This is a genomic window from Mesorhizobium montanum (assembly GCF_033977145.1).
GTDB classification, from domain to species: Bacteria; Pseudomonadota; Alphaproteobacteria; order Rhizobiales; family Rhizobiaceae; genus Mesorhizobium; species Mesorhizobium montanum.
Genome location: NZ_JAVIJF010000007.1, coordinates 99,554 through 125,159 on the forward strand (window position 1 = coordinate 99,554; position 25,606 = coordinate 125,159).

Sequence of the window (25,606 nt, forward strand, 5' to 3'; positions counted from 1 at the left end):
AGCGTTTCACGGAAACGCCGAACCGCTCTATCTCCTTGTTTTGACGCAATTCCGGACGGAAAACCGTTTCACACTTTTCCTGGAATTGCTCTAGCCGTCGGCCAATACTTGGTCGCCGGCAACGCTTACCACAAGGTCGTCGCGATGGATCATCGCCGAACGCGCCTCGTAGCCGAGCACATTTTCGATCTCGGCCGTCTTCAGGCCCGCGATCCTTACGGCATCGGCGGCATCATAGGCAACAAGGCCACGCGCGATCTCTCGGCCTTCGGGCGACAGGATCGCCACCGTGTCGCCGCGCGCAAAATTGCCGCTGACCAGCTTGACGCCGGCCGGTAGCAGCGACTTGCCCGACTTCAGCGCGCCGATGGCGCCCGCATCGACGGTGAGCCGGCCGGCCGGCTCGAGCTGTCCGGCGATCCAGGTCTTGTAGCCTTTCACCGGATTGGCGCTTGGTTTGAAGAACGTCGCGCGCTCGCCGCGCTCGATCGCCATCAGCGGCGACAGCCTTGTGCCCGACGTGATGATCATCGCGGTGCCGGCGGCGTTGGCGATCTTGCCGGCATCGAGCTTCGTGCGCATGCCGCCGCGCGACAGCTCTGAAGCCGCCGCGCCCGCCATCGCCTCGATGTCGGGCGTGATGCGGTCGACCACCGAGATGAATTTCGCTCCCGGATCCTTCGCCGGAGGCGCCGTATAGAGTCCGTCGATGTCGGACAGCAGCACAAGCAGATCCGCGCCCATCATGGTGGCGACACGCGCCGCCAGCCGGTCATTGTCGCCATAGCGGATTTCGGAGGTCGCCACGGTGTCGTTCTCGTTGATGACCGGCACCGCCTTCATCTTGAGCAGCGTCGAGATGGTCGCGCGCGCATTGAGGTAGCGGCGGCGTTCTTCAGTATCGCCAAGGGTCAAAAGGATCTGGCCCGACTTCAGCCCGTCCTTGCCGAGCGCGTCCGACCAGGCGCCGGCGAGCGCGATCTGGCCGACGGCCGCAGCCGCCTGGCTTTCCTCGAGCTTCAGCGCCCGCTTGCCGAGGCCGAGAATGGTGCGGCCAAGCGCAATGGCGCCGGACGACACGACCAGGATTTCAGCGCCACCCTCGGCAAGCACTGCGATATCCTCGGCCAGCGAAGCCAGCCAGTCGCGCTTCAGCCCGCTGGTCCGGTCGACAAGCAGCGCCGAGCCTATCTTGACGGTGATGCGCCGGTATTTCTTCAGCGACTGCATAGCTATTGCCAGCGTGTATCGACGGGTGCCGCGACCTTGTCGCGCGCCTCGGCCACCACCATTATCAGCGCCCGCAGCACCGCTTCGACGCCCTCACCGGTGACAGCCGACAACAGCATCGGCGCGCGGCCGGCGGCGCGTTTCAGCGAAGCGGCCTTCTTCTTGCGCTCATCGGCATCGAGAATGTCGACCTGGCTGAGCGCCACGATCTCAACCTTGTCGGTCAGTCCGTTGCCATAAGCATCCAATTCGGCACGTACGGTCTTGTAGGCCTTGCCCGGGTTTTCCTCCTGCGCCGAGACCAGGTGCAGGAGCACGCGCGTACGCTCGACATGGCCGAGAAAGCGGTCGCCGATGCCGACACCCTCATGCGCGCCTTCGATGAGGCCCGGAATGTCGGCGATGACGAATTCGCGCGCGTCGATGCGGGCGACACCGAGGCCGGGATGCAGCGTGGTGAACGGATAGTCGGCGATCTTCGGCTTGGCCGCGGTCACCGCCGCCAGGAAAGTCGACTTGCCGGCATTGGGCAGGCCGACCAGCCCGGCGTCGGCGATCAGCTTGAGCCGCAGCCAGACGTTCATCTCTTCGCCGGGCAGGCCGGGATTGGCGCGGCGCGGCGCCTGGTTGGTCGAAGTCTTGAAATGCTGGTTGCCGAAACCGCCATTGCCGCCCTTCGCCAGGAGGAAGCGCTGGCCAACCACGGTCAGGTCGCAGATCAGCGTCTCATTGTCTTCCTCGAAGACCTGGGTTCCGGCTGGCACCTTCAGCGTCACGTCAGCACCCTTGGCGCCGGTCATGTTGCGGCCCATGCCGTGCGTGCCGGTCTTGGCCTTGAAATGCTGCTGGTAGCGATAGTCGATCAGCGTGTTCAGACCATTGACGGCTTCCAGCCAGACATCGCCGCCGCGACCGCCGTCGCCGCCGTCCGGGCCGCCGAACTCGATGAACTTTTCGCGCCGGAACGACACTGATCCGGCACCGCCGTCGCCGGAACGTATATAAACCTTGGCTTGATCGAGGAATTTCATCGGCGTTTCGGGTTTCTGCTGATGGCCTTGAGAGATTGCTCTAAAGCATGTTGAGATTCAGGTCAGGCCGAGCCGAAAATGGCGGGTTCCGAGAACCGGAGCGGAGCGTACTTAAGTACGTGAGCACCGGCCTACGCCGGCCATAGCCTTAATTTTGCTGCCCCGCCACTCATATGTGCTTCGGCCGGCGAAGGCCGGAAGCGCAGGAAACCGGCATTTGCAGGCCGGCATCACCTGAATATCGACATGCCTTAAACCAAGGCGGGGCCAAGGGCGAGCGCGATTTGCGACTAAAGCGCCGGATGCCCTTTTGCCGGGGACGCGGTAGCACTGGCGCGGGCGCGATGGGAGGGGCGTGGGTATGAAGATCGTTTCCTACAACATCCGGTACGGCATCGGCCTCGACGGCAAATACGATGTCGGCCGCATCGCCGACGCCGTACGCAGCGCCGATGTGATCGCGCTGCAGGAGGTGACCCGCAACAATCCGAGGAATGGCGGTCGCGACATGGTCGCCGAGATCGGCGAGGCGCTGCCCGACTATTTTGCCGCCTATGGCAGCAATTTCGAGGTCAATATCGGCTCGCGCCTGGAGAACGGCCGCGCCATCTCGACCAGTTTCCAGCTTGGCAACATGGTGCTGTCGAAGACGCCCATTCATTTGTCGCGCAATCTCCTTTTGCCGCGCAGCCGCAGCCTCGAGACGATGAACTTCCAGCGCGGCGCGCTCGAAGCGCTGATCGAGACGCCGCTCGGCTTCATCCGCTTCTATTCCACCCATCTCGACCACCGCAGCCCGGTCGAGCGCCAGAACCAGATCCGTTTCCTGCGCCAGCGCCTGCTCAACTACACGCTGGAAGGCGGCGGCCTGTCCGGCATTCCCGAAATCGGCCTGCCGGACCTGCCCTATCCGGAAGCCTTCATCGTCATGGGCGACTTCAACATGTTGCCGGGCTCGCTCGAATATGTCGAACTCGCCGGCCGTTCCGACCATGAGTTCGGCATGCCGCTGACCGCCGATCTCGCCGTCGATATCGCCCAGCGTCTTGCCGTCGCCGATCTGGTCACCTGGGTCGATCCCGACCGCCCCGAAAACAAAAGCCGCTACAAATGCATCGACTATATCTTCACCAGCGCCTCGCTCGCCGGATCGCTGAAGCGCCTGTGGGTCGACCGCCAGGCGGTCGGCTCCGACCACCTTCCGCTCTGGGCCGAACTGAGCTGAGCGGCTTTCGAGAACCGACGCCTAGGCGTGTCGCTATTCAGGTCAAGCCGGCCTCACCTGAATTTCAACATGTCTAAAGCGCGTCGCGATGAAACGGATTCAGGCGACGCGCTTTAAGTCTTTGTTTTGATGCATGTCGTTGTCCCAAAACCGCTGCGCACTTTTGGGCGACATGCATTAGAAATGGACCCAGTTGCGCAGGCTGGTCCACGTCTTCCTATCGAGGCGGTAGCGCTCGACCGGCACCTGGCCGGCGACGATCGAGTTCAGCATGCCCTGGCCGGCATACTGGAAGCCGCATTTGTGGATGACGCGGCGCGAAGCCGGGTTGATCACCCTGGTCGAGGCATGCAGCACTTGGATCGAGGTCTTCTGGAACGCAAGGTCGACCAGCGCGTGGGCCGCCTCGGTGGCATAGCCGCGCTTCCAGTAAGGCTCGCCGATCCAGTAGCCGAGCTCCAGCCCGCGATCGGTGGTGTTGAGACCGGCGCAGCCGACGAAGGTTTCCGTGCCGGCCAGGGTAAGTGCGAAGACGATGCCGGAACGCCGTGACGAGGCCATGGCGAGAAACGCCCGTGCCTCGGCTTCGCCGTAGGGATGCGGCATGCGGGCCAGCATCTCGGCGACGTGACGGTTGTCGGCAAGCTCGACCAGTTGTGTGATATCCCGTGCATGGGGAGCTCGCAAGATCAGTCGCTCGGTGGTCAGCACCGGGCAGTCTATCGCGTAACTTTCGTCGTCTGTCGCTTCCGCTTCGGCAACCATTTCAAAGTCCTCCAGGCAAAAGAAAAATAAAAAAGGAGAGATGGGAACCCATCTCTCCTGATCCTTTTCCTGGCTTGGCCAGACACCGGTCCCGAGATGGGCGCCGGTGTTATGGTGCGGAACCGGCTACTCCGCTGCTTTGGTAATCGGGTTCACCGATACGTAGGTTCGGCCGTTGGCTTTCTTGTTGAAGGTGACCGCGCCGGCTTCGAGCGCGAAAAGGGTGTGGTCTGTGCCCATGCCGACGTTGACGCCGGGATGCCATGTCGTGCCGCGTTGGCGGATGATGATGTTGCCGGCAAGCACGGCTTCGCCGCCGAACTTCTTCACGCCGAGACGCTTGGAATGCGAGTCGCGACCGTTGCGCGACGAGCCGCCAGCTTTCTTGTGTGCCATCTAACTAACTCCGATACGCCCTCGAGGGCGTTTGAATGGTCTTATGAACGCGTTCGCGTTCCGTTTCAAGTCCGACCCGGCGATCGTTTCGCCGGAAATTCTTACTTCTTCGCCAGTTCCTTGGCCTGCTCGCGCCAGTCCTTGATCTGGTCGGCGCTGAACGGCATGTGCTCGTCGATCTTGGCGACGTCCTTGTCGGTGAGCTTGGCGAGCTGCGCGAAGGTGACGATGCCCTGCTCGGCAAGGTCCTTGGCCGCGACCGGGCCGATGCCCTTGATGACCGTCAGGTCGTCCGGCTCGCCCTTGGGCGCGTTGAACAGCGGCGCGGCCTTTGCCTCTTCGCCGGCCTCTGCCTTGGTTTCCTTCTTGGCCTTCGGCTCCTTCGGAGCAGTCTCGGCCTTCGCCTCGGCGGCGACTTCTGCCTTTGCCTCTGCCTTGGCTTCCGGCTTCGCAGCGGCCTTCTTCGCCGGCTTGGCGCCACCCAGCAGGATCTCGGCGATCCTGACGGTGGTCAGCAACTGGCGGTGGCCGATCTTGCGGCGCGAATTCTGGCGGCGGCGCTTCTTGAAAGCGATGACGGTGCGGTTCTTGCCCTGCTCGACGACTTCCGCCGTGACCAGAGCGCCATCGACGAATGGTGCGCCGAAGGTGACATTCTCGCCCTCGCCATGCGCGAGCACATTGCCGATCTCGACGATATCGCCGACCTTGGCTTCGACTTTCTCGATCTTCAGAAGATCGTTGGCGGCGACGCGATACTGCTTGCCGCCCGTTTTAATGACTGCGAACATTTTTTTGCCTTTCGCTGTTCGGTCGGCCTTGATGAACCGCGTCAGGGCGGTTCGGCCGTCTTTTTGTCAGTCTGCGGGTTCGAAAAACAAGCGGCGCGGAAGAGACTCCACGCCGAATGCGGGCTGTCCCTAACCGAAGGTTGCGTTGGAGTCAAGGCAAGCTGCCGTTGCGGAGACTGTCATTGGCACGCCGGGCTAGTCAGGACAACACGGCGGTCCGGAATGTCGGAAGGCGGGCCGCTCGCCAGCCTTAGGCGACTGCGTTGCCATGGCTTTTCGAAGAAGCCGGAAATCGGGCGAATAGGGCCTTGTAAGTACTGCGCCCAGCCGTTATCTAGTGCGCCGCGCCGGCAACGGCCGACCATGACCTCGCGGAGAGGTGGCAGAGTGGTCGAATGCACCGCACTCGAAATGCGGCATACTCGCAAGGGTATCGGGGGTTCGAATCCCTCCCTCTCCGCCAGTCAAGCCCCGAAAAGCCCAGATTTCTGCGGTTCTTGCTTAGGCAGTCTCTCCTTTCCCACCAGTTTTCCCACCAGTACGGTCAAACGCAGCTGTCGCGCACGTCATTCCTCACCACATGAAGCGCGTCAGCCACTCGCTCTAACTCTGACAACTTGAAGAGGCGCCGCCCCGCTCCCGTTTGACAAACAACGTTTGGCTCGCTGCCGGAGCGCGGGTCCGCCTTTGCGCCCGCATAGCCCATGCGCAAGGCAATTTCGGACATCGATACGCCTCTGCATGTTACTCCGAACCCGCTGGCATGCCTGTTTTATGCGATTGCCCCAAATCGGTCCGGGAGTTTGACTAAGCATTCTCCTCGCCCCGGTTTCGCACGGAGCAAGACATCGTTGGGCGACGCGCCACGTCCCGGGTCCATCGCGATCCGTGGACCAGCCAGACCGGCGCCGGCCGACCCCGCCCCTCGGGCTCGCCCGCCGCACGCTCGGAAACCTTTATATCCCGCACCGGCAAAGCGGCGGTCATTTTCAACTTTCTGACAAACCAGGCAAACGAAACAAGGCTAATCCTCCTCCCGGAAGCCAAGCGTTAGGGCGTTCGAAAGCGGCCACCGCCCAGCATTGGCCTTCGCTAGCGAATTTAGCCGTCAGGACTACATGCTATCAGCGGCCACGACCGCGTACTTCGGTACCCCGAGCGTTGACGCACCATTGACATTCGGCGCAAGCATCACGACATATACAGTGCGATGCACATCATTGTGCCAACGAGCTAAAGGCGGCCCAACAGACGTTCCGAGCCCTCGGGTTCTAAAGTCTCTTCGGGCCGCCTAACCCTTCGCTTCTCGGGCGCCTTCTTCGGCGGCCCGATGTATTTTTGACGGTCCTTGACGAATTTCAGGTAGACGCCGAACACTCGATAATTAAGTGCTGTCCAAGACTTTGTCGTCAGCTTGTTTGGCATCGATGGGCGCTTACGTGTAATACTGTGCTTGGGGTCAAGCAGGTCGATCATCGCGTGTACAACGACACCATATTGCAGTAATTGCTGGCGCTCGGTCGTGTGCTCGGTCCGCGAGAGGAACGTTGCCAGCGGCATGATCCACCGCTTGATATGCTCGTTCGCCTCGAAGGCAGCCACAAACGCGACGAAGGTCTTCATTCCCGTCTCAGTGCGGAAAGTCTCGCCGACGGCACGCTGAAAGACCCTCGCTACGATCCGGACGCGGCGCCCCTCTAGACAATCGAAGAAGTTCTGGAGGCGCAGGCCGCGCTCGTCCTTGGCCATTGCGACTGACATGCCTTCCTGACGGATAACTTCAACTTGCGCCCAGAAGCAGCCAAATAGGTAGAGAAGGCTCGCGAGATCGTGGTTTTCGAGGCAGCGGTCGTCGGGTATCACGCCGTGGATCGCTTTGAAGTCATCTTCGGCAAGCGAGCGCAGCTTGCCGACAAGCTCGTCGGCAGCCTTCAGCAGCGGATCGAGGTGCCGGTCGACGAATTGTTCGGCCGTATCCAATTTATCTTTTCGTTTGCGCCATTCCTGGTAAGCGATGTCGAGGATCTTCACCGTCGAACCGCCGCCAAGGGCCGCCACGAAAAGTTGTCCCCACCCGGCATCTACCATTAACTGCCCCGCCTCAGTGCGCAGCAAAGCATATACTTCGTGGTGCGGCAAACCTCTACTCTATTGGCGCTAAAACCCTCACTCGATAGGGATGCGTCGCGCGGCCACGACCCGCGCAATTCCCGAGCGGGCGGATCGCCGAAGGTGGGCCGAACCATCAGAGTTTCCGATTGGGCCGAAATGAGGACCCTCAGTTGACGCTTCTGGGCGCGAGGAACGGCCGACAATAGATTTCCGCAACAGGTCGAACTCGGTCGCTCTGCGGAGTTGGGTGGCCTATGTGCTAGGCCGGCTTCCCTCTCCGGGCCGGGTTGGATTTGCTTAGGTCGAGATACCGGCCCTTGATTACCGGCGAGGTAAAAAATGCGCTTGCGGGGTCAATAGCCGCGCCAAAACGCCTCGATGTCGAAATGGGCGCCGAGACCTCTCTCTTCTGATACCTAGCCGGATCGTTCTTTGTCTTAGCCATCAGTTTTCTTTAAGAACTTTCTCGATCTCCCGCTTCGTCATACGCGCTTTACATAAGGCGGTCTTGCGCCTCGCCGCGCCACCTGGCGCTGTAGAGGTAAACTCCGTACCGCCAGCCATGTTCACGACAAACTGCCTTACAGTTCCGTTTTCGTTCTTAACCCACACTTTGTTAACAGGGTCTTGTATCGGCCGCCAGTCCAAACAATCTTCGACGGCTGCAAGCGCGTTTGCCACAGCGAGGGCAGACGGAAAGCGATCTTTCGGGTCGGGCTCAAGGCACCTCGTAATGACCCGACGCAACCTCGCGGGGACATGTTCCCCAAAGACTGTTCTATCTGGAAATGTTCCAGCGAGGATGTCTGCACCCAAAGCGCGCCGATCTATGTTGCCTGCCGCGTCTTCAAATTTCCGGAACTGACGATAGAACTCGCCGTTGCCGTTGAGCATTCGATAGAGCGTCAAACCAATTTGATAGATGTCGAAGCGGAGGTCGTAAGGGGGACCTCCAACGGCCTCCGGAGGCGCCATGCGTAGATAGAGGCCACTTGGCGCAGCGAGACCTAGCTGCATTTGCTTTGCTAACCCAAAATCGGATAGCAGCGCCTCGCCTCGGTTCGAGAGCAGGACATTATCTGGCTTGATATCGAAATGTATCAGCCCTTTAGAGTGTATGTTGTGCAGCCCAGAGAGAAGCTGGCATCCAAGGCGCACCACCTCTCTGACCGTGAAATGCCCCTTCGCCATCAAGCCCTTAACCGAACCTTTGGCGTAAAACGGCATCGCAATATAGATGTTCTCCGCATCCTCACACGCATAGTGAATTTGCACTACATTCTGGTGTGCGGTGGCATAGAGGTGCTTGGCCTCATCGAAGAACTCTACCGGGTTATTCAGATCGGCCTTCCTGATCGTCTTCATTACGATGTCGGCGCCAAGCTGAGTGTCATGAACCAGGTGAGTTTTTGAGTTGCGGCCGTCCGCCCCAATCTCACGTATCTCCGCAAAGTTGACTTCAGCGCGTTTGTACGGCCTAAGCATTCACCGCTCCTTTTGCGCAAAAAATCGCCTCACGCGCAGCTTTGTCCATATTGCCCCAATTCTCGATGTCCGGTGTCACTTCGCCGTCGAAGATCGGCTTGAGTGCCGACCTATCCATGCCTAATCGCGAGGCTATGGAAGAGATGTGGCCAATGTAGTATGCCTCGAGATCGCTGCTGGCGAAGGCCTCCTTAATCACCCCCTCTATTTCGATGCGCGCAATGGACGGACTTTGCGCCGAAGGTTCCGTTGCACGAATTCCAGCGCGGGCTACTTTATATTCCCGCAAAATATCGAGCAGATTGCTTCTAACGTATTTCAAGGCCTCAGGTGTTTCGAATGCCGATGGAATAATGATTTGCTCTACGTTGACCACGGCGTCGTCGGTAGAGTTATAAATAGCAAAAGTGACCGCGTTTGGTGCCGCGCGTATACCTATCGTAATTGTCATGATGTCTCAGCCCTCTCCAACGACTTTCTCTCTCGTTCTCGCTGACCAAGCAAGCCCCGTAACGCTAATTTAGCAACGGGAACAACAGAAGAATTTTGCTTCCTTTCAAACAGGTCCGGGGCCGTCACTCGATCGAGACACCTGCGAGATTTGAGCAGCCTATGCCGGCCAGACCAGTTGCGATTGCGCCCGTCGGCCGGTACGTATCGAACGATTGTTCTAGGAGGGGCTAAATGGCTGGGAGCAACGGCAACGGCGATCTGGCATTTACGGCGGAATTGTTCAAGGCGGCGGATAAGCTGCGCGGGAACCTGGAGCCGTCGGAATACAAGCACGTCGCGCTTGGCCTGATCTTCCTGAAATACATTTCAGACGCTTTCGAGGGGCTACACGCCAAGCTCGCGGCGGACGAATATGCCGATCCGGAAGACCCGGAGGAGTATCTGGCCGAGAGCGTGTTCTGGGTGCCGAAGGAAGCCCGCTGGTCGTTCCTGCAAGGCAGCGCCAAACGCCCGGAAATCGGCAAGCTGATCGACGAGGCGATGGAGGCGATCGAAAAAGCCCCCTCAAACGAAGGGCTGAAGGGCGTCCTGCCGAAGAACTATGCCCGCCCGACGCTGAACAAGACGATGCTCGGCGAACTGATCGACCTGTTCTCCAACATCGGCATGCATGACGGCACCGACAAGGCGAAGGACCTGCTTGGGCGGGTCTATGAGTATTTCCTGTCCGGCTTTGCCAGTTCGGAAGGCAAGCGCGGCGGCGAGTTCTTCACGCCCCGTTCTGTCGTGCGCACCCTGGTCGAACTGCTGGAGCCCTATAAGGGCCGCGTCTACGATCCGTGCTGCGGCTCCGGCGGCATGTTCGTGCAGTCGGAAAAATTCATCGAAGAACATGGCGGGCGGCGGCACGACATCGCCGTCTATGGACAGGAAATCAACCATACCACATGGCGGCTGGCCAAGATGAACCTTGCCGTGCAGGGGATCGATGCCGATATCCGCTGGAACAACGAGGGCAGCTTCCATCGCGACGAACTGCCTGACCTGAAAGCTGATTTCATACTCGCCAATCCGCCCTTCAACATCTCGGACTGGGGCGGTGAGCGATTGGCGGACGATGTCCGCTGGAGATACGGCACGCCGCCGAAGGGCAATGCCAATTTCGCCTGGCTCCAGCACATTCTGCACCATCTGGCCCCGCGCGGCACGGGCGGAGTGGTGCTGGCCAACGGCTCCATGTCGTCTCAGCAGTCTGGCGAGGGCGACATTCGCAGGGCGATGATGGAGGCCGACGTGGTGGACTGCATGGTCGCGCTGCCGGGGCAGTTGTTCTTCTCGACGCAAATCCCGGCTTGCCTGTGGATATTGGCGCGCGACAAGAGCGCCAACGGCCATCGCGACCGGCGCGGCGAAATCCTGTTCATCGACGCTCGCAAACTCGGCTTCATGGTAGACCGGGTGCGCCGCGAGTTCAGCGCCGACGATATCGACAAGATCGCTGGGGCCTATCACAGATGGCGCAACAACACAGGTGCCCATGCCGACGAGCCGGGTTTCTGTAAATCGGCCACGCTCGCCGAGGTTCGGGAACATGGATATGTGCTGACACCGGGACGCTATGTTGGCGCGGCGGATGCCGAGGAAGACGGGGTATCATTTGCCGAGAAATTCGCAGCGTTGCGAGAAAAGTTGCAACGGCAATTCGTCGAGGGACGAGCGCTGGAGGAACGTATAGTAGCGGCGCTCGATGTGGTGGCCGCGAATGATTGAGTGGCCAACAGTAAAATTGGGAGACGTGGCGGACTTCCTGACGGGGTTCCCGTTCAAGAGCGCAAGCTATTCCGACGCTGGTTCCGACCCACGGCTTCTTCGAGGGGACAACATCGCTCAAGGAACCCTTCGGTGGGATAATGCAAAGCGGTGGCCCCTGACTTTGACCGACGATGTCTCATCCTATCGCCTAGAACGGGGGGATATCGTCTTGGCAATGGACCGGCCTTGGATCGACGCTGGGCTAAAATACGCGACGGTTATGCCGGACGATCTGCCAAGTTTTCTTGTTCAGCGAGTTGCAAGGCTGCGCGGTACGCGACATCTCCGCACCCGCTTTTTGAGATACGTCATCGGCAGCAGGGCTTTCACCGACTACATTCTCGGCGTCCAGACCGGGACTGCCGTTCCGCATATCAGTGGCGGTCAAATCAAGGGGTATCAATTCCGACTGCCTCCTATCCCGGAACAGGAGCAGATTGCCGAAGTCCTCGGCTCTCTCGACGATAAGATCGAACTGAACAGGCGGATGAACCAAACTTTGGAGGGGATGGCGCAGGCGATCTTCCGCGACTGGTTCGTCGATTTCGGCCCAACCCGGCGCAAGATCGGGGGCGCAACCGATCCGGTCGAGATCATGGGCGGACTTGTCACCGATCCCGACCGAGCACGGACGCTGGCTGATTTTTTTCCGGCGGCGTTATCGGACAATGGGCTGCCGGAGGGGTGGCGGGAGAAAGGGCTGGACGAGATTGCGGAGTTCCTAAACGGCTTGGCACTCCAAAAATATCCGGCGAAGGACGATACTGACAGCCTGCCCGTCATAAAGATTGCGGAGTTGCGAAACGGCGTATCGGCCAACACTGGCCGGGCCTCGCGTGATGTTCCCTCGAAGTATGTCGTGCGCGACGGCGATTTTCTATTTTCTTGGTCGGGCAGTCTTCTCGCAAAATTCTGGACTGAAGGCGAAGGCGCTTTGAACCAGCACTTGTTCAAGGTGTCGTCCGACCAATACCCGGCGTGGTTCTTTTCCCTGTGGGTCCATCATCACATGGAGAGTTTTCGGCACACTGCTGCCTCCAAGGCCACGACGATGGGGCACATTCAACGAAGTCATCTCAGAGCCGCCAAGACAGCCTGTCCCCCGGACCATGTCGTAAGCGCGATGACTGCTACCCTCGGCCCGATTTCCGAGAAGGCAGTGCAGAACAGCCTAGAGAACCGCACCCTCACGGCAACCCGCGACCTTCTCCTGCCCAAGCTGATGTCAGGTGAACTTCGGTTGCGCGACGCCGAGGTAGAACTGGAGGCCGCCCAATGAATGTCGCCCCTCTTGGTCGCCTAGAAAAGGTCAGCGTGCGCGACGTCTGGCAGACAGAGGCCCAGCATTTCACCCCCTGGCTAGCGCGACCCGACAACCTCGCCGTTCTTGCCGAAGCGCTCAACATGGAATTGGAAATCGAGGCACAGGAGAAGAATGTCGGTCCATTTCGCGCCGACATACTGTGCAAGGACGCTGCCGATGGTTCCTGGGTTCTCATTGAAAACCAGCTTGAGCGAACGGACCACGGACACCTTGGGCAACTACTGACCTACGCGTCCGGGCTCCAGACTGTAACGATTGTTTGGATCGCCACCGAGTTCACCGAGGAGCACCGGGCGGCACTTGATTGGCTGAACGTGATTACCGACGAGAAGTTCAAGTTCTTCGGTTTGGAGGTGGAACTTTGGCGTATCGGCGACAGCCCGGCGGCCCCGAAGTTCAATATGGTCTCGCAACCTAACGAATGGTCCCGCTCCGTCGGACAGGCCGCTCGCCGGATTGAAGCGGAAGCGCTTACCGAGACAAAAGCCCTTCAACTCCGGTTCTGGACGCAACTGCAAGAACGGCTCAGAAATCACCCGAGCCTTCGACCCCAGAAGCCGTTGCCGCAGAACTGGTACGTTTTCCGCATTGGTAGGTCGGGTTTCCATCTTGGATCTTCGATCAACACTCGTGAAGAACGGATCGGGGTTGAGCTTTACATCCATCACGACAGCGCGAAGGCGTTTTTTGGTCTGCTCAAAAAAGACAAGGAAAGGATCGACGCGGAGATCGGCTTGGAGCTGGAATGGCAGGAGCTTCCGAACCGGGCGGCGTGCAGAATTGCCCATTATCGGAACGAGATCGATCCATTCGATGAAGCTAGATGGCCTGAGTATCTGGATTGGATGATCCATACGCTAGAGCGGTTTCATGCTGTATTCGTGGCGCGTGTTCGGGCTCTTGACGCGGATCAGTTCGATCCTGAAGCACCGGGGCTCTGATGGCCGATCTCGATATTGTTTATCAGAAGATAGAGACCGACTACTCGCGATCCGGCTTCCGCGAGGAGATCATCGAGGATGCCGCCATCGGCATTTTCGAGGAGCTTGGCTACATCTACGCCCCCGCTGGCCAGATTGCACCCGACGGCTCCGCTCCGCAGCGTGACGCGTACTCCGACACGATCCTGACATCGCGGCTGACGGCTGCGGTCGAACACATCAATCCAGCCATTCCTGCCGAGGCCCGGGCGTCCGCCATCAGGCAGTTGTTCGTGACGGAAACGCCGTCGTTGGTCGAGGAGAACCGGCGCATCCACCGGCTGCTCACGGAGGGCGTCGATGTCGAGTTCGTCGTGGCCGATGGCGAGATCAAGGGCGACAAGGTCTGGCTGATCGACCTCGACAACGTCGACAACAATGACTGGCTGGTGACCAACCAGTTCACGGTGGTCGAGGGGCGTCACAAGCGCCGCCCTGACATGGTCGTGTTCGTCAACGGCCTGCCGCTCGCCATTATCGAGTTGAAGAACGCGGGGGCGGAGGCTGCCGACATCGGCGCTGCCTTCAACCAACTTCAGACCTACAAGGCGCAGGTGCCGTCGCTGTTCCGAGCGAATGCCGTCCTAATCGCCTCTGACGGCGTGCTGGCGCGCATCGGCTCGCTGACGGCGGACGAGGAGCGCTTCATGCCCTGGCGCACGGTGACGGGCGCGGACGGCGATTTCACGCCGCATGGTCCGCGCGAGATGGCGACGCTGCTGCGCGGCGTGTTCGACCGGCAGCGGTTCCTCTCCCTTCTGCGCGACTTCATCGTCTTCGGTGACATGGGCGAGGGGCCGTTCAAGATCATCGCCGGCTACCATCAGTTCCACGGCGCGACCAAGGCGCTTGCCAGCGCCATTGACGCGGCTCGCCCCGGTGGCGACCGCAAGATCGGCGTCATCTGGCATACGCAGGGTTCGGGCAAGAGCTTGCTGATGGCGTTCTTCGGCGGCCTCATCGTACGGTCGAAGGAGTTGCAGAACCCGACGGTGGTCGTGCTGACCGACCGCAACGACCTCGACGATCAGTTGTTCTCCACCTTCAGCCTGTGCCGCGACTTGATCCGTCAGAAGCCGGAACAGGCCGACAGCCGCGACGAACTGCGCCGCCTGCTCAATCGAGCGTCAGGCGGCGTGATCTTCACCACGGTGCAGAAGTTCTCGCCCGAGGCCGGGGAGGAGAGCTTCCCGATGCTGACCGACCGGCGCAACGTCATCGTGATCGCCGACGAGGCGCACCGTAGCCAGTATGGCTTCGACGCCAAGCTCGATAAGGCGACGGGCAAGCGCCGCTACGGCTATGCGCACTACATCCGGCAGGCCATGCCCAACGCCTCCTTCATCGGCTTCACCGGCACCCCGATTGAGGCCGATGACGTGAACACCCCGGCGATCTTCGGCGAGTATATCGACGTTTACGACATCAGCCGGGCGGTGGAGGACGGCGCGACTGTTCCGATCTTCTACGAGAGCCGTCTCGCGCGCATCGAACTGGACGAAGACGAGAAGCCGCGCATCGACGCCGAGATCGAGGCAATCCTCGAAGACGACACGCTGTCGGAGCAAGAGAAGCAGAAGGCGAAGTGGACGACGGTCGAGCGGCTGGTCGGGTCCGAGAAACGGTTGTCGCAGATCGCTGTCGACTTGGTCGAGCACCTCGAAGCCCGTACCGCCGGGATGAACGGCAAGGCGATGGCCGTCTGCATGAGCCGCCGCATCTGCGTCGACCTCTACAGGCAGATTGCCGCGCTGCGGCCCGAGTGGCATTCCGACGATGACGACAAGGGCGCAATCAAGATCGTCATGACCGGCTCCGCGTCCGACCCGGTCGATTGGCAGCCGCATATCGGCAACAAAAAGCGGCGCGACGATCTCGCCAAGCGAGCACGCGACCCCGATGATCCACTCAAGCTGGTGATCGTGCGTGACATGTGGCTGACCGGCTTCGACGCGCCCTGCATGCACACAATGTACATCGACAAGCCGATGCGCGGCCACGGGCTGATGCAGGCCATCGCCCGCGTGAACCGGGTGTTCAAGGACAAGCCGGGCGGCCTGATCGTGGACTATATCGGCATCGCCCAGAACCTGAAGAACGCGCTCGGCCAGTACACCAAGTCCGATCAGGAAAAGACCGGCATCGACGAGGAGGAGGCCGTTGCCGTCCTGATGGAAAAGTACGAGGTGGTGCGCGGCATGTTCCATGGCCACGACTACAGCCTCGGGATTAGCGGCCAGCCCCAGCAGCGGCTCGTCGCCCTGGCCGACGCCATAGACTGGATCTTGAAATGGCAAGAGCAGGAAGCGGCCAAGGCTACAAGTATGGACGATAAGAAGAGGGCTCACAGGCGCTTTTCCGACGCGGTGCTCGAACTCAGTAAAGCCTATGCGCTTGCGTCGGCCAGCGACAAGGCACGCACCATTCGTGACGAGGTCGGCTTCTTTCAGGCGGTTCGGGCGGCATTGGTCAAGACCACGGCCACCGGCAAGATGTCGGACCGGGCTAAGAGCTTTGCGGTCGAGCAGTTGCTGAACGAAGCCGTCGCCAATGCCGAGATCGTCGACATACTGAAGGCGGCAGGCATACAGTCGCCGGACATCTCGATCCTGTCGGACGAGTTCCTTGCTGACATCCAGAAGCTGGAGAGGAAGAACCTCGCTCTGGAGGCCTTGAAGAAGCTCCTCAACGGCGAAATCAAGAGCCGTTCTCGGTCCAACGTGGTGGAGGCAAGATCGTTCTCGCAGCGGCTGGAAGAGGCCGTCTCGCGCTATCATGCCAACGCCATCTCGACGGTCGAAATGATCCAAGAACTGATCGCGTTGGCGAAGGAGATCAAAGCGTCGGCGGCGCGGGGCGAAGAGCAAGGCCTGTCCCCGGAGGAGGTGGCCTTCTATGATGCTCTCGCGGAGAATGAGAGTGCTATCGAAGCGATGGGCAGCGAGCAATTGCGCGTCATCGCCCATGAGCTTGTCGAGCAGATGAGAGGGTCAGCGACTGTCGACTGGCAGCATAAGGCGACGGCCCGCGCTCGCATGCGCGTGCTCGTCAAGCGCATCTTGAAGAAATACGGCTACCCCCCGGACCTAGAGCAGGAGGCAGTACAGACGGTACTGGCCCAGGCCGAGGTGCTGCTGCGTGAAATTGCGTAGAAGCCCATCCCCTGCGCCGCCTCGCAATCGCGTCTACTCATCCCGCCAGATGACCCGTTTCTCCCAGCGGATTTCGACGAGCCGTCTGTAACGGATGGTGTGCGCCTGCTCGCCCGTGGGATGGAAGAGCTGGGCGCTCATCCACTCTCTGCTCTTGCACTCTTGGCAGCGTACCTTCTCCCGCACCTCGTCAATCGTGACGTTCCCGATCACCTCCCGAAGTTCCGCCGGCTTGTAGTAGCGCGTGACGTTACAGCGGGCGCAACGGATGCCGGCCGCCTGCCCTGCGTCGTGGGCATGCGTCAGGGTCCATGCGGCACCTCTCGGCCACTTCTCGGGTTGCTCGGGCATGACCTGAAATGAGGAACGGCGGAGGCTCCGGTCAAGGGGGCACTTGACAGTTTTGTTCTCATTTCGTTCACTGTTGCGGATGAGCGACGAAATTCGACTGCCGAAACCTGAATATGGCACCCCGCCCGGTGTCCAGCATCATGTCTGCGAGCACGACCGCTGCGCTAAGGACGCCGGCTGGGGCTTTGCCAAGCCGAAGCAGGCACCGCACTGGTTCTGCTTTGAGCACAGGGCCGAGGGCGAGCACTGCCTATAGCTGGAGGGCCGACCATGAGCCGTCATGACATCGCCGCCGATCTGGAAAGCGCGGCCAATCAAATCGCCGAGGTGTCCCGCGCGGACCTTCAGGTGATGCTCCGACGAGCAGCCTTGATGCTCCGCAACGTAAGCGGGCTGGCTCTTGAGCCGAGCGTCCAAGAGCCCTTGTCGTACGTAGCGGAAGAAATGGGGCTCACGAGAGCTGATCTCATACGAACCATCGTGAGCGATTGGCTTGTGGCAAATGCCTATCTGCCGGTTCCGCATGCATTGGACGAGGACAGCACAGTGGAAGGCAACGCATGATCAGCGCACCACGCCATGACCGCGACTACCCCGACCGCGAGATTGACTGTCAGGAGGCGATGGAACCGGGCTTTCAGGCTGTTGTGGATTGCATGCGAGAGGCTGGGTGGCAGCGCGGCGAGGTGATGCGTTCACTTCGAGGTCGAGGCCGAGTTGGCGTTTGCGCGAGCAATGATCCGGGCCGGAAGATGATCATCCGGGTTGGGGGCTTATTCCAGACCCTTGGCCCGTGCGTAAGGCGAATGGCCGTGGGGCGTGTTGGCCAGATAGCACGTGAACTGGTGCTCTAGCTGAACCATGGCTAAGCCCTTGTCATGTTCACGGCCGCGCGGACCCTCGTCGTTGCGCCATCGACCGTCGTTGGTCGAGATCGACCAGCGCCAAGTGCCCTCCCTCAAGCCCCTCAACTTGTCGCGGTGGATGCGGCCAATGCTATTGGAGCCGAGGAAACTGGCGGAGAAACCGCTTTCGGCCGGGTCAACGGTCCAGTCGAGCCAGAACCGCGCCGCGAAACTGCGCACATACTGGGCCGCGTGGACTATGGTGGCACAAATGGCGATGGGCTGTCCGTCGTAGTCGAGGACTTCATAGCCCTCACCGCCGGCATCGCGAACTCTCAATCGTTCGGCTGTCATGACCTTCTCCAATTCGTCCTTGAGGCCGCAAACGCCCGTAGAGCGGGCGGCGAGCCGGATTGTTGAGTAAGGAGTTATGTCGGGCAGCCGTGCTGCTTCTTACTTCTCTTCGACGTAAGGGCTCACCCGTCGTCGGTTATCACGCGGCTTATCCAAAACGTGCCAAGGGCCGCTTCTCTCAAGGCACTTGCGAAGGGTGGCGTAGAGCCTTCGCGCAGTCAAGAGACTGTCACACGCTCAATCTTCCTCGCGAAAGTCCCTCAAGGACGCATGGCGCAGCTTTTCCTCGCCCTTCAGAAACTTGACCCGACCCACGAGACCCGGCTTGAGCCACTCGGCCTTTTCTTTGGCGAGCCCTTCAGGTGGCGGAGCGCCGGCCTTGCCCTGAACGCGGTCCCATAGGGCCTGCCGCTTGTCGGCTTTGAATGTGACGAATGCCCCGCCCATGTAGTGGCCCTTATCAGCCATAAGCACCATGGCCGGCTTTCCGGTCTCCCGCTTCACCCCGATGATTTCCATCTCCTTCTCAACGTAGCACTTTATCTTGCGCCAGTTCATGGTCGAGCCGCTGCGGTAGAGGCTGTCGAGACGCTTCGACACGATGCCTTCAAGGCCAGCTTCACAGGCGAGATGGTAGACGGCTTCGCCAGTGCCAGGCAGCGTCTCACTGAACTGGATACGACCCCCGGCCGGGATCACCGCTTGCAAGATTTCGCGCCTGTCCTTGAGCGGCATGTCGCGCAGATCATGGCCGTTGAGGTCCAGAAGGTCGAAGGCCACGAGGTAGAGGTCTTGGGGCCGTTTCGTGATGGCCGAGCGCAGTGCGTGGAAGTCGGAAAGTCCGGCCTCGTTGGTGACGATTGTTTCGCCCTCGATGATGAAGCTTTCCGCGTCTATCTCCTTGGCCTCGTCGGCGAGTGGCCGGTACTTGGTCGTCCAGTCGAAGCCGTTCTTGGTGTAGAAGCGAATGCCCTCAGCGTCCTTGATGACTTGGGTCCGGTAACCGTCGAACTTGATCTCATGGCCCCATTCGCCACCCTTAGGCGGCTGTTCGACGAGCTCGGGCTCCATAGGGCGGATGAACGACAGCCGAACGTGGCCGGAAGGCTTACGCATAGGCACTCCATGCAACTCGCATTTTATTCAATATGGCACACCCGTAAGTGTTCCGTTAGCTGGCGCTTATGGAACAATCGAGCGCGGACGCTGTTCTCCTTGGCCAAGGAGGAGGAAACGAGCATGGCAGACGACAAGAGCAAGCGCGGGGGCCGCGACCGGGACAAGGTGTCGGCGGAAGAGGACTACGAGGTCCGGCACTTCGCCAACAAGGTGGGCCTGACGGTTCAACAGGTCCGTGAACTGATCAAGCAGCACGGCAACGACCGCAAGATGCTGGAACGCGAAGCCGACAAGCTTAGAGGATGACCAAGCTATCGGATCTTGGGCCGCCCATCATAGGCCGGCAGCACGGCGGGATGTTGAAGGAAGGTGACCAATTCTACGCCTGCCCCGCGTGTGGTCAGGTGGTTGACAAGCGCGACCTTCGACAAGTGCTCTGGCATGAGCAGCCGGGACACCAGCGGCTCGAAATGGACGCGTGAACAATTGAACCACACACTGGCCCCCAGGCTGGCGTTCCATTTAGGTGTATACAAATCTGACTACGCCCCGGCCAAGTGCGGGGACTTTCTTCTGCGTTGTCGTCTAGCGCATCCTCAACGGCTACCCACCGGACATCTGAACAGGCGGCCTTCCAAACGGTACTGGCGCAAGCCGAAGACCCGCTGGGAGAGGTGACGCGGACCGCTCCTTCCCGGCGCAGCGATAGGATGCCACGGCGCCGGGAGAGGGCACGGATCAGCTTCAGAGCATGACCACAGCGTGAGACGCGACGCCCCAAATATCCCATTCCGCCGGGACTTTCACCTCCGCACGAATGACGAGCCGCCTGAGCATATCGATCATCGTTGCGTCCTTCTGGCGCGCGCCATCGAGGAGCAACTCAAAGCCGAGGTCGATGTCGCCTTGGCGTGCACGATCAACGTGCTGCTCGGTTGGGTCCGGAAACACCATCATTGTTGGCACTGCCATTCCCGACCTATCTGGGCTCTCGGTTAACAACGTCACGATCAAAAGACGCTCACTGACAGATGACGCCCCACCATGTGGGGCTGACGAAGAAAATCCCCGTTCGCCGGCCGATGCAGTCAGGCCATCCAGAAACGTTTTGCGGTCAATCACCCGGTAGCGGAAGGGCAAATGGCGGTTCCTGGCGAACCAGCCCGCGTCCTCCAGCAGCAGGTCGTTGATCGACGTGACTGGTTGGCAATCTTCGCTGCGTGCGATGCGCGTTGGCATTTCAACTTCTCCTTCTCCCCTCATACACTTGCGGCGACAATCGCCGCAGCGCCGGGTGATAAATTCAAAAGTTGGCAATCTCCTTTCTCGTGGTTGCGGGTGGACCCATTCCAGGACCGCCAAGGCGTTTGTCTCACCTGAACAACGAATTCCTGGAAACGCTGAGCGAGTGATCAGCGCCGCCGTGCAGAGAACATTCCCGGCTGCTTCCGCATTCTTTTCTGGGCCAGATATCTACCTTCCCGGATACCGAGCTAGTCAAGTGAGACATTTGAGACATATTCTTAAAAACCCCTTTCGTTTCATCTACTTGAGATGCCTCACCTGACGAGGATGTCAGATGAGCGCGTCACAGTGCCGGATGAGACGCGGGAACATATTCAGTCGACATCGCACGGCTTCGTCTCGGCTGCCGGAGCCGGCGTCTCGGGCCAAACCGGCATTTGCCTCGCCCGAGCCGAGACGACCTCCTGCCGGTGCAGGTCTCCCTGTTCTTTCGGTGTTAGGCCGACAAGCGCGGCGCGACGGGTTGGCGGTACATTCGCGCCGATCCAGAGACGTGCCCGTTCGCGGCCGCCGATACGCACCTGGCCAATGCTGGTGCATCCTGCGGCGTTCATGCCGTCGCGGACCGCCCTCGTCGTGATCTGCTGCCGGACCCGGTTGCTATCGCTGCCGCTACCCGCTGCCAAAACTTCCTCGATCGTAAGGAGTTCGCGATCCTTGAATTGCCCTTCACGGCATTCGTCGTAGGTCCAGCGCGCTGGCTCGGCGAGTGTTTCGGCGATCATCGAGGCTTTGGTTCCCGCGAAATCTGGAGCCGGGGCGCTTGGGTTGTAGTCGCGAATATCAAGGCGGGCCAGAAGCCCGTGGACCCGTTCAATCTCGGCACGGTCTGTCAGGTGTTTGGCCGTCTCGCTATAGAAGGCGATGGACCCAGCAACCTTTGGGCCAGCGTTCGGGTCCGGATGCCGGGCGGCGTCCGAATGATACATGGCCCAGCGCCGGTCGTCGCCTTCGACACCGACGATGGCGTCGGCATGATTTGACATCGCGATAAAGTTGATCCGTGGCCGGATCATATAGGGGCGTTTGTTCTTTTCGTTGATGGGGATCAGACGCTCGTCGACCGACGATGCGTCCTTCAGGCGGTTGTAGGCCCGTGCATCCCCAGTCAATTTGAGTTCGGAAAGAACGACGATCTTTGACCGCATCCAGTCGTTGAAGGGCGATGCCAGCCGTTCTGGCGTGACGGTCTCGACGTTGTGCCGTCCCATGATCTGGATAAACGGTCCCAGCGACATGTCCTTGCCGGTGCCTTGGCCCCCAATGGTAAGCGGGATTTGGGACGTGCGCTTTTCTGGATGCTGCACATTGAACGCCATCCAGCGGATCAGGAACCGGCGAAACTCGCGATTGGGATACACGAAGCGCATGAGGCGCAACCATGCGCGCGGGATGCCGTGACTTTGCCCGACATCAGAGCCAACCCAGATGTTGACGCACGGAACGCGCCTGCCATGCTCGTCCTCGTCGTCCACCACCGCCGATGAGTTCCCTGGCACATAGGCGATGCCATACACGCGCCGCACGATACCGTGGTTCAGAAGGTAGTTAGACGCGCGACGGTAGCCGGTCCCTCCGGCGGGAAACAAGGAAACCACTGCCTCATGGCGATCAAGTTGCTTGTCGGACAAGAACACGCGGGCCAGTAGGTCGTAGAACTCGTCGCGGGATGCGACATAGATGAACCGCAGGCCTAAGGCCGTGATCGCCGCAGCCTTGGCCGCGTCGTGTTTTTGGTCTCGGTCCGAAAGCTCCTGCGCCTCACGGGCGATCCGCTCCTGCACTTCCTCGACCGGCACGCCCAGCGCTTCCGCTTGGACCTGCTCGCTCGCGAGGAACACCTGCCGGGCGATGAAATTCGCGCCGGTGACTGGCACAGGCTCCCCGGTGAACACGTCCGCCAGATGCCCGGACCCGTCATCGACCAGCGCGCCGGACTTGCGCCGGTCCTCGACCTGGCGCTCGTACTCTGCGTACATCAGGCCGTGCATGTCCTTGACGGTCAGGTGGCCGCATTCGCCGTGCTGGCACTTCACGATCCCGCCGCCGAGGAAGGCGAACCCGCTCTCCGGCCGCTGCGAGTGTGCCGCCATGTTCGGGCAGTTGGCGTCCACCTTACCGGGGCCGGAGCCGCGCCGAGGATCGCCGCCGACTTCCGCCCAAAGCTTGATGAGCGGGTCTGAAAAATCCGCGGTGCCGGACCCGTCACGGACGTTCGCCATGGACAGGAAGTTGCCAGACCTAGCGATCGTCCAGAAGTCCGGCCCGAGCAGGCGCTCGCCAAGGGCCTCAAGGTCAATCGTGTTGGTGGGGTTCCACTCGATCAGGCCGCAGGACGGGAACGAGCCGTCGAACGGGTTCTGATAGGCTTCCTTGGTGTTGGTCCCCACGTACAGGCGAATGAGCCGGACCGGATCGGCGGTGCCGGGATCGGTCAGGTTGTGGTGCTTCATGTAGTCACGGCTCGCGGCGAGCAACTGCACGCCGTCCGTGTCGGTGGGATCGACGGGCTTGTTCAAGACCCAGCCCCACGTCTGATTGCCGGGGGAAGTCTCAATCTTGAAGGTGGGCGGGCAACCCATCGCCTGCATCAGCTTGATCGGATCGACCTTGGTCCCCACGTCGTCCGCGACGATGAGGACGTGGCGCATTACCGCGCCGAGGGTCCGCCCCATGCCGGGCTTGAGCGGGGCAATCGTGAAATAGTTGTTGAAGCCGGGATCGAACGGAATGCCATTCCAGCGCCGGCCGAACCACTTGGCTTGTCCAAGCCCCGGCTCCGGGCCGAAGGTCACGACATGGATTGAACTCCGGTCCACGCGCGGCCCAAAGATGGTTTCGAAAAACCGTTCAATGCTGAGCACGGCGGAAGGCGCCGACGGGTTGTTTTCATTGGCGGGCTTGGAAATGATGGCGCCCGCGACCAAAGCGCGAGCTTGATTTGCCAAAGCGGTCAAGGTATTAATTCCTATCCAAATTTTCTTCGCTGGCGCTCGTGTGGGGTTGCCTGCGTCGAAGAGAATGAATGTTTCAGCGGCCTGCCATCGTTTGGCGGGCCGTTCTCGTTCTAGGCGGCGATGTTTGAGACCTGCAGCGCGATCCACGCCTGAACATGGGCGCGTGACCAGCGCACCGCTTTGCCGATCCTCGCGGGTTTTGGAAACCTATCTTCTTTCATCAGGCGATATATCGTCGTCTTTCCCAAGCCAGTGTCGGTAGCAACCTCTTGGCAAGAGATAAGCTGGTCACGGTCGTTCTGGTTCGCGGGCGGGTGGGGCATAGCGTTCTCCTTGGTTCGATGGGGCTGTAGCGAACACCACATGAACCTGCCCGGCGGACAGAGGCAAGCAAAATTTTGGTAAGCTTTTGATTTAGTTGACAAAACAGGCAGATTTGCGCTGCGAACCGCAGCACAAGCAGCCGGCAAGGCCATGCAAATAAAAGCCCGACCTCTCCCCTAGCAAGGGAGAAGTCGAACGTTCTGAATATGAGGAAATCGCTTAGGCGGCCAAGGCGATTGGAACAACATTTGCCGGCTTCGAAGGCGGCAAGCAGAATTCTGCCCATGCTGACATGAGCGCTGCGCGCTTCTTGATGGCAGTGTTGCGACGGTAGGCGGCAACCGTTTTGTCGCGAATGACGTGCGCCAATGAAGCCTCGATCGTCTCGTGAGTGAACTCGGTCTCGTCGCCGGCCCAATCGCGGAACGTCGAGCGGAAACCATGCGCTGTAATATCTGCACGCTTCATCCGGCGCAGAACGGCTGTCAGCGTCATGTCGGAAAGCGGCCTGCTCTCGCCCTTGGCTGCTGGCTTGCCCGGAAAGACAAGGCCGTGCCTTTGATCGGGGTCGGGTTGCGTGCGCCGCAAGAGTTCGACCGCTTGCGTGGACAACGGTACGATATGCTCGCGAGCGGACTTGGTGCGCTCGGCGGGCATTGTCCAAGTCGGGATCGCAGCATCAAGATCGAATTCCGCCCAGACCGCGCCCCGAACCTCGCCGGACCTCGCGGCGGTCAGGATCAGTAGTTCCAGCGCACGCGCGGCGGTTCCCTCTCGGGCGCGCAGCGCGGTCATGAACGCAGGCAGCTTGTCGTGGTCGAGACGGGCGAAATGGCCTTTGCTGGGTTTGACGCTGTCGTTGAGGCGATCCAACCGCACGGAGAGGTCTTTGGATAGTGCAGCCGGGTTCTCGCCCGTCCGATAACCGTCAGCCTTTGCATGAGCGAGGATGTCTTCCAGCCTCCCACGCAGCCGACGCGCGGTTTCTGGCACCGCCGCCCACAAGACGCGACTGCCGCCGCGCTTCGCTTCGGACTTCGGCACCTGCTTGAAAACCGTCAAGATGTCATCCTGGGTGATATCCGCAAGCGGGATACCGCTTAGGGGCTTGGCATAGTCGCGCAGGGTCATTTCCCATTGCTTCTGATGCTTCGTGTTCTTGAACTGGCGTTTGATATCGGCCAAGACCTTGTCCGCGTAGTCGCCGAACGTCATCGAGGCCTTGGCTTGTTCCTCCTGCTGGACTTGTTGTGCCACAGCAGCGGCCTTCTCAGCCTCGATGGGATCAATGCCTGCGCGGACCTGGCGCATGATGTCTTCGGCCCTTTCGCGCGCCTCCAGTAGGCTCAGACTGCCTGCCTTCTCCTTGTCCGCGCTGCCAACGCCCATTACGCGCCGCTTTTTCGTTGTCGGCGACGTGAACCGAACGGTCCAACTGCGGGCGCCTATCGGATTGCCCTTGGTGGGCTGGCCGACCGTCAGATAGAGGCCGTTGCGATTGTCGCTATGCTCGCCGCTTCCCAATGTTTCGACTTCCCTTGCGGTCAGCGGGCGGCGGTTCCTTGATCGAGTGGTGTTCATGGTGCGCTCTCTCG

General features: G+C 60.5%; 22 protein-coding genes and 1 tRNA gene. 8 read left to right on the forward strand and 15 right to left on the reverse strand.

Annotated features, from left to right (window positions below):
• Positions 1–90 precede the first annotated feature (90 nt).
• Together proB and obgE are read right to left on the reverse strand one after the other, a co-directional pair.
• Positions 91–1,230: a glutamate 5-kinase gene (gene proB / locus RFM68_RS11445; protein ID WP_320233020.1), complete on the reverse strand. Its 1,140-nt coding sequence runs from the start codon at positions 1,228–1,230 to the stop codon at positions 91–93.
• A gap of 2 nt (positions 1,231–1,232) precedes the next feature.
• Positions 1,233–2,261 carry a GTPase ObgE gene (obgE, locus tag RFM68_RS11450; protein ID WP_320233022.1) on the reverse strand — a complete coding sequence of 343 codons (1,029 nt, stop codon included), beginning with the start codon at positions 2,259–2,261 and terminating at the stop codon, positions 1,233–1,235.
• A 361-nt stretch (positions 2,262–2,622) separates the two neighbouring features.
• Here obgE and RFM68_RS11455 point away from each other — a divergent pair, with 361 nt between their 5' ends.
• Positions 2,623–3,486: an endonuclease/exonuclease/phosphatase family protein gene (locus RFM68_RS11455; protein ID WP_320233024.1), complete on the forward strand. Its 864-nt coding sequence runs from the start codon at positions 2,623–2,625 to the stop codon at positions 3,484–3,486.
• A 177-nt stretch (positions 3,487–3,663) separates the two neighbouring features.
• Here RFM68_RS11455 and RFM68_RS11460 read toward each other — a convergent pair whose 3' ends face one another.
• The 3 genes from RFM68_RS11460 to RFM68_RS11470 form a co-directional block, all read right to left on the reverse strand.
• Positions 3,664–4,251, reverse strand: coding sequence for a GNAT family N-acetyltransferase (locus RFM68_RS11460; protein WP_320233026.1), 588 nt, complete (start codon positions 4,249–4,251; stop codon positions 3,664–3,666).
• Between the two features lie 126 nt (positions 4,252–4,377).
• Positions 4,378–4,647, reverse strand: coding sequence for a 50S ribosomal protein L27 (rpmA, locus tag RFM68_RS11465; RefSeq protein WP_320233028.1), 270 nt, complete (start codon positions 4,645–4,647; stop codon positions 4,378–4,380).
• 101 nt (positions 4,648–4,748) lie between these two features.
• Positions 4,749–5,438, reverse strand: coding sequence for a 50S ribosomal protein L21 (locus tag RFM68_RS11470; RefSeq protein WP_320233030.1), 690 nt, complete (start codon positions 5,436–5,438; stop codon positions 4,749–4,751).
• 373 nt (positions 5,439–5,811) lie between these two features.
• Here RFM68_RS11470 and RFM68_RS11475 point away from each other — a divergent pair.
• Positions 5,812–5,901: transfer RNA gene (locus tag RFM68_RS11475), tRNA-Ser, on the forward strand.
• A gap of 770 nt (positions 5,902–6,671) precedes the next feature.
• Here RFM68_RS11475 and RFM68_RS11480 read toward each other — a convergent pair.
• The 3 genes from RFM68_RS11480 to RFM68_RS11490 all read right to left on the reverse strand — a co-directional run bounded on the left by RFM68_RS11480 (position 6,672) and on the right by RFM68_RS11490 (position 9,486).
• Positions 6,672–7,577 (reverse strand): hypothetical protein, encoded by a 906-nt coding sequence (locus tag RFM68_RS11480; RefSeq protein ID WP_320233032.1) that lies wholly within the window; start codon positions 7,575–7,577, stop codon positions 6,672–6,674.
• A gap of 417 nt (positions 7,578–7,994) precedes the next feature.
• Complete coding sequence (locus tag RFM68_RS11485; protein WP_320233034.1) at positions 7,995–9,035, reverse strand: serine/threonine-protein kinase; 1,041 nt, start codon at positions 9,033–9,035, stop codon at positions 7,995–7,997.
• Positions 9,028–9,486, reverse strand: coding sequence for a hypothetical protein (locus tag RFM68_RS11490; protein ID WP_320233036.1), 459 nt, complete (start codon positions 9,484–9,486; stop codon positions 9,028–9,030). The genes RFM68_RS11485 and RFM68_RS11490 overlap by 8 nt, the downstream gene beginning before the upstream one ends.
• Positions 9,487–9,719: 233 nt before the next feature.
• Between RFM68_RS11490 and RFM68_RS11495 the strand changes: the two genes are divergently transcribed.
• The 4 genes from RFM68_RS11495 to RFM68_RS11510 are packed head-to-tail and all read left to right on the forward strand — an operon-like array spanning position 9,720 to position 16,756.
• Positions 9,720–11,258 (forward strand): class I SAM-dependent DNA methyltransferase, encoded by a 1,539-nt coding sequence (locus RFM68_RS11495; protein ID WP_320233038.1) that lies wholly within the window; start codon positions 9,720–9,722, stop codon positions 11,256–11,258.
• A complete protein-coding gene (locus tag RFM68_RS11500) occupies positions 11,251–12,579 on the forward strand; it encodes a restriction endonuclease subunit S (RefSeq protein WP_320233040.1) in 1,329 nt (442 codons plus the stop codon). Before RFM68_RS11495 ends, RFM68_RS11500 begins: the two co-directional genes overlap by 8 nt.
• On the forward strand, positions 12,576–13,565 hold the full coding sequence (locus RFM68_RS11505) for a DUF4268 domain-containing protein (RefSeq protein ID WP_320233042.1): 990 nt from the start codon (positions 12,576–12,578) through the stop codon (positions 13,563–13,565). The genes RFM68_RS11500 and RFM68_RS11505 overlap by 4 nt, the downstream gene beginning before the upstream one ends.
• On the forward strand, positions 13,565–16,756 hold the full coding sequence (locus tag RFM68_RS11510) for a type I restriction endonuclease subunit R (protein ID WP_320233044.1): 3,192 nt from the start codon (positions 13,565–13,567) through the stop codon (positions 16,754–16,756). The genes RFM68_RS11505 and RFM68_RS11510 overlap by 1 nt, the downstream gene beginning before the upstream one ends.
• A gap of 33 nt (positions 16,757–16,789) precedes the next feature.
• Here the strand turns inward: RFM68_RS11510 and RFM68_RS11515 are convergent, their stop codons facing one another.
• Positions 16,790–17,107 carry a hypothetical protein gene (locus tag RFM68_RS11515; RefSeq protein ID WP_320233050.1) on the reverse strand — a complete coding sequence of 106 codons (318 nt, stop codon included), beginning with the start codon at positions 17,105–17,107 and terminating at the stop codon, positions 16,790–16,792.
• Between the two features lie 270 nt (positions 17,108–17,377).
• On the opposite strand from RFM68_RS11515, the gene RFM68_RS11520 reads away from it, so the two are divergent.
• On the forward strand, positions 17,378–17,671 hold the full coding sequence (locus RFM68_RS11520; protein WP_320233052.1) for a hypothetical protein: 294 nt from the start codon (positions 17,378–17,380) through the stop codon (positions 17,669–17,671).
• Positions 17,672–17,880: 209 nt separating this feature from the next.
• Here RFM68_RS11520 and RFM68_RS11525 read toward each other — a convergent pair whose 3' ends face one another.
• Together RFM68_RS11525 and RFM68_RS11530 are read right to left on the reverse strand one after the other, a co-directional pair.
• Complete coding sequence (locus tag RFM68_RS11525; RefSeq protein ID WP_320233054.1) at positions 17,881–18,306, reverse strand: hypothetical protein; 426 nt, start codon at positions 18,304–18,306, stop codon at positions 17,881–17,883.
• Positions 18,307–18,543: 237 nt separating this feature from the next.
• A complete protein-coding gene (locus RFM68_RS11530; protein WP_320233056.1) occupies positions 18,544–19,422 on the reverse strand; it encodes an ATP-dependent DNA ligase in 879 nt (292 codons plus the stop codon).
• Between the two features lie 123 nt (positions 19,423–19,545).
• Between RFM68_RS11530 and RFM68_RS11535 the strand changes: the two genes are divergently transcribed.
• A complete protein-coding gene (locus RFM68_RS11535; protein ID WP_320233058.1) occupies positions 19,546–19,731 on the forward strand; it encodes a DUF3606 domain-containing protein in 186 nt (61 codons plus the stop codon).
• A gap of 438 nt (positions 19,732–20,169) precedes the next feature.
• Here the strand turns inward: RFM68_RS11535 and RFM68_RS11540 are convergent, their stop codons facing one another.
• From RFM68_RS11540 to RFM68_RS11555, 4 genes are all read right to left on the reverse strand, one after another.
• On the reverse strand, positions 20,170–20,664 hold the full coding sequence (locus RFM68_RS11540; protein ID WP_320233059.1) for a hypothetical protein: 495 nt from the start codon (positions 20,662–20,664) through the stop codon (positions 20,170–20,172).
• 380 nt (positions 20,665–21,044) lie between these two features.
• A complete protein-coding gene (locus RFM68_RS11545) occupies positions 21,045–23,687 on the reverse strand; it encodes a primase-helicase family protein (RefSeq protein ID WP_320233060.1) in 2,643 nt (880 codons plus the stop codon).
• 110 nt (positions 23,688–23,797) lie between these two features.
• Positions 23,798–24,010: a helix-turn-helix transcriptional regulator gene (locus tag RFM68_RS11550; RefSeq protein ID WP_320233062.1), complete on the reverse strand. Its 213-nt coding sequence runs from the start codon at positions 24,008–24,010 to the stop codon at positions 23,798–23,800.
• Between the two features lie 220 nt (positions 24,011–24,230).
• Entirely contained in the window at positions 24,231–25,592 is a 1,362-nt protein-coding gene (locus RFM68_RS11555; protein ID WP_320233064.1) for a tyrosine-type recombinase/integrase, read from the reverse strand.
• Positions 25,593–25,606: the final 14 nt, after the last annotated feature.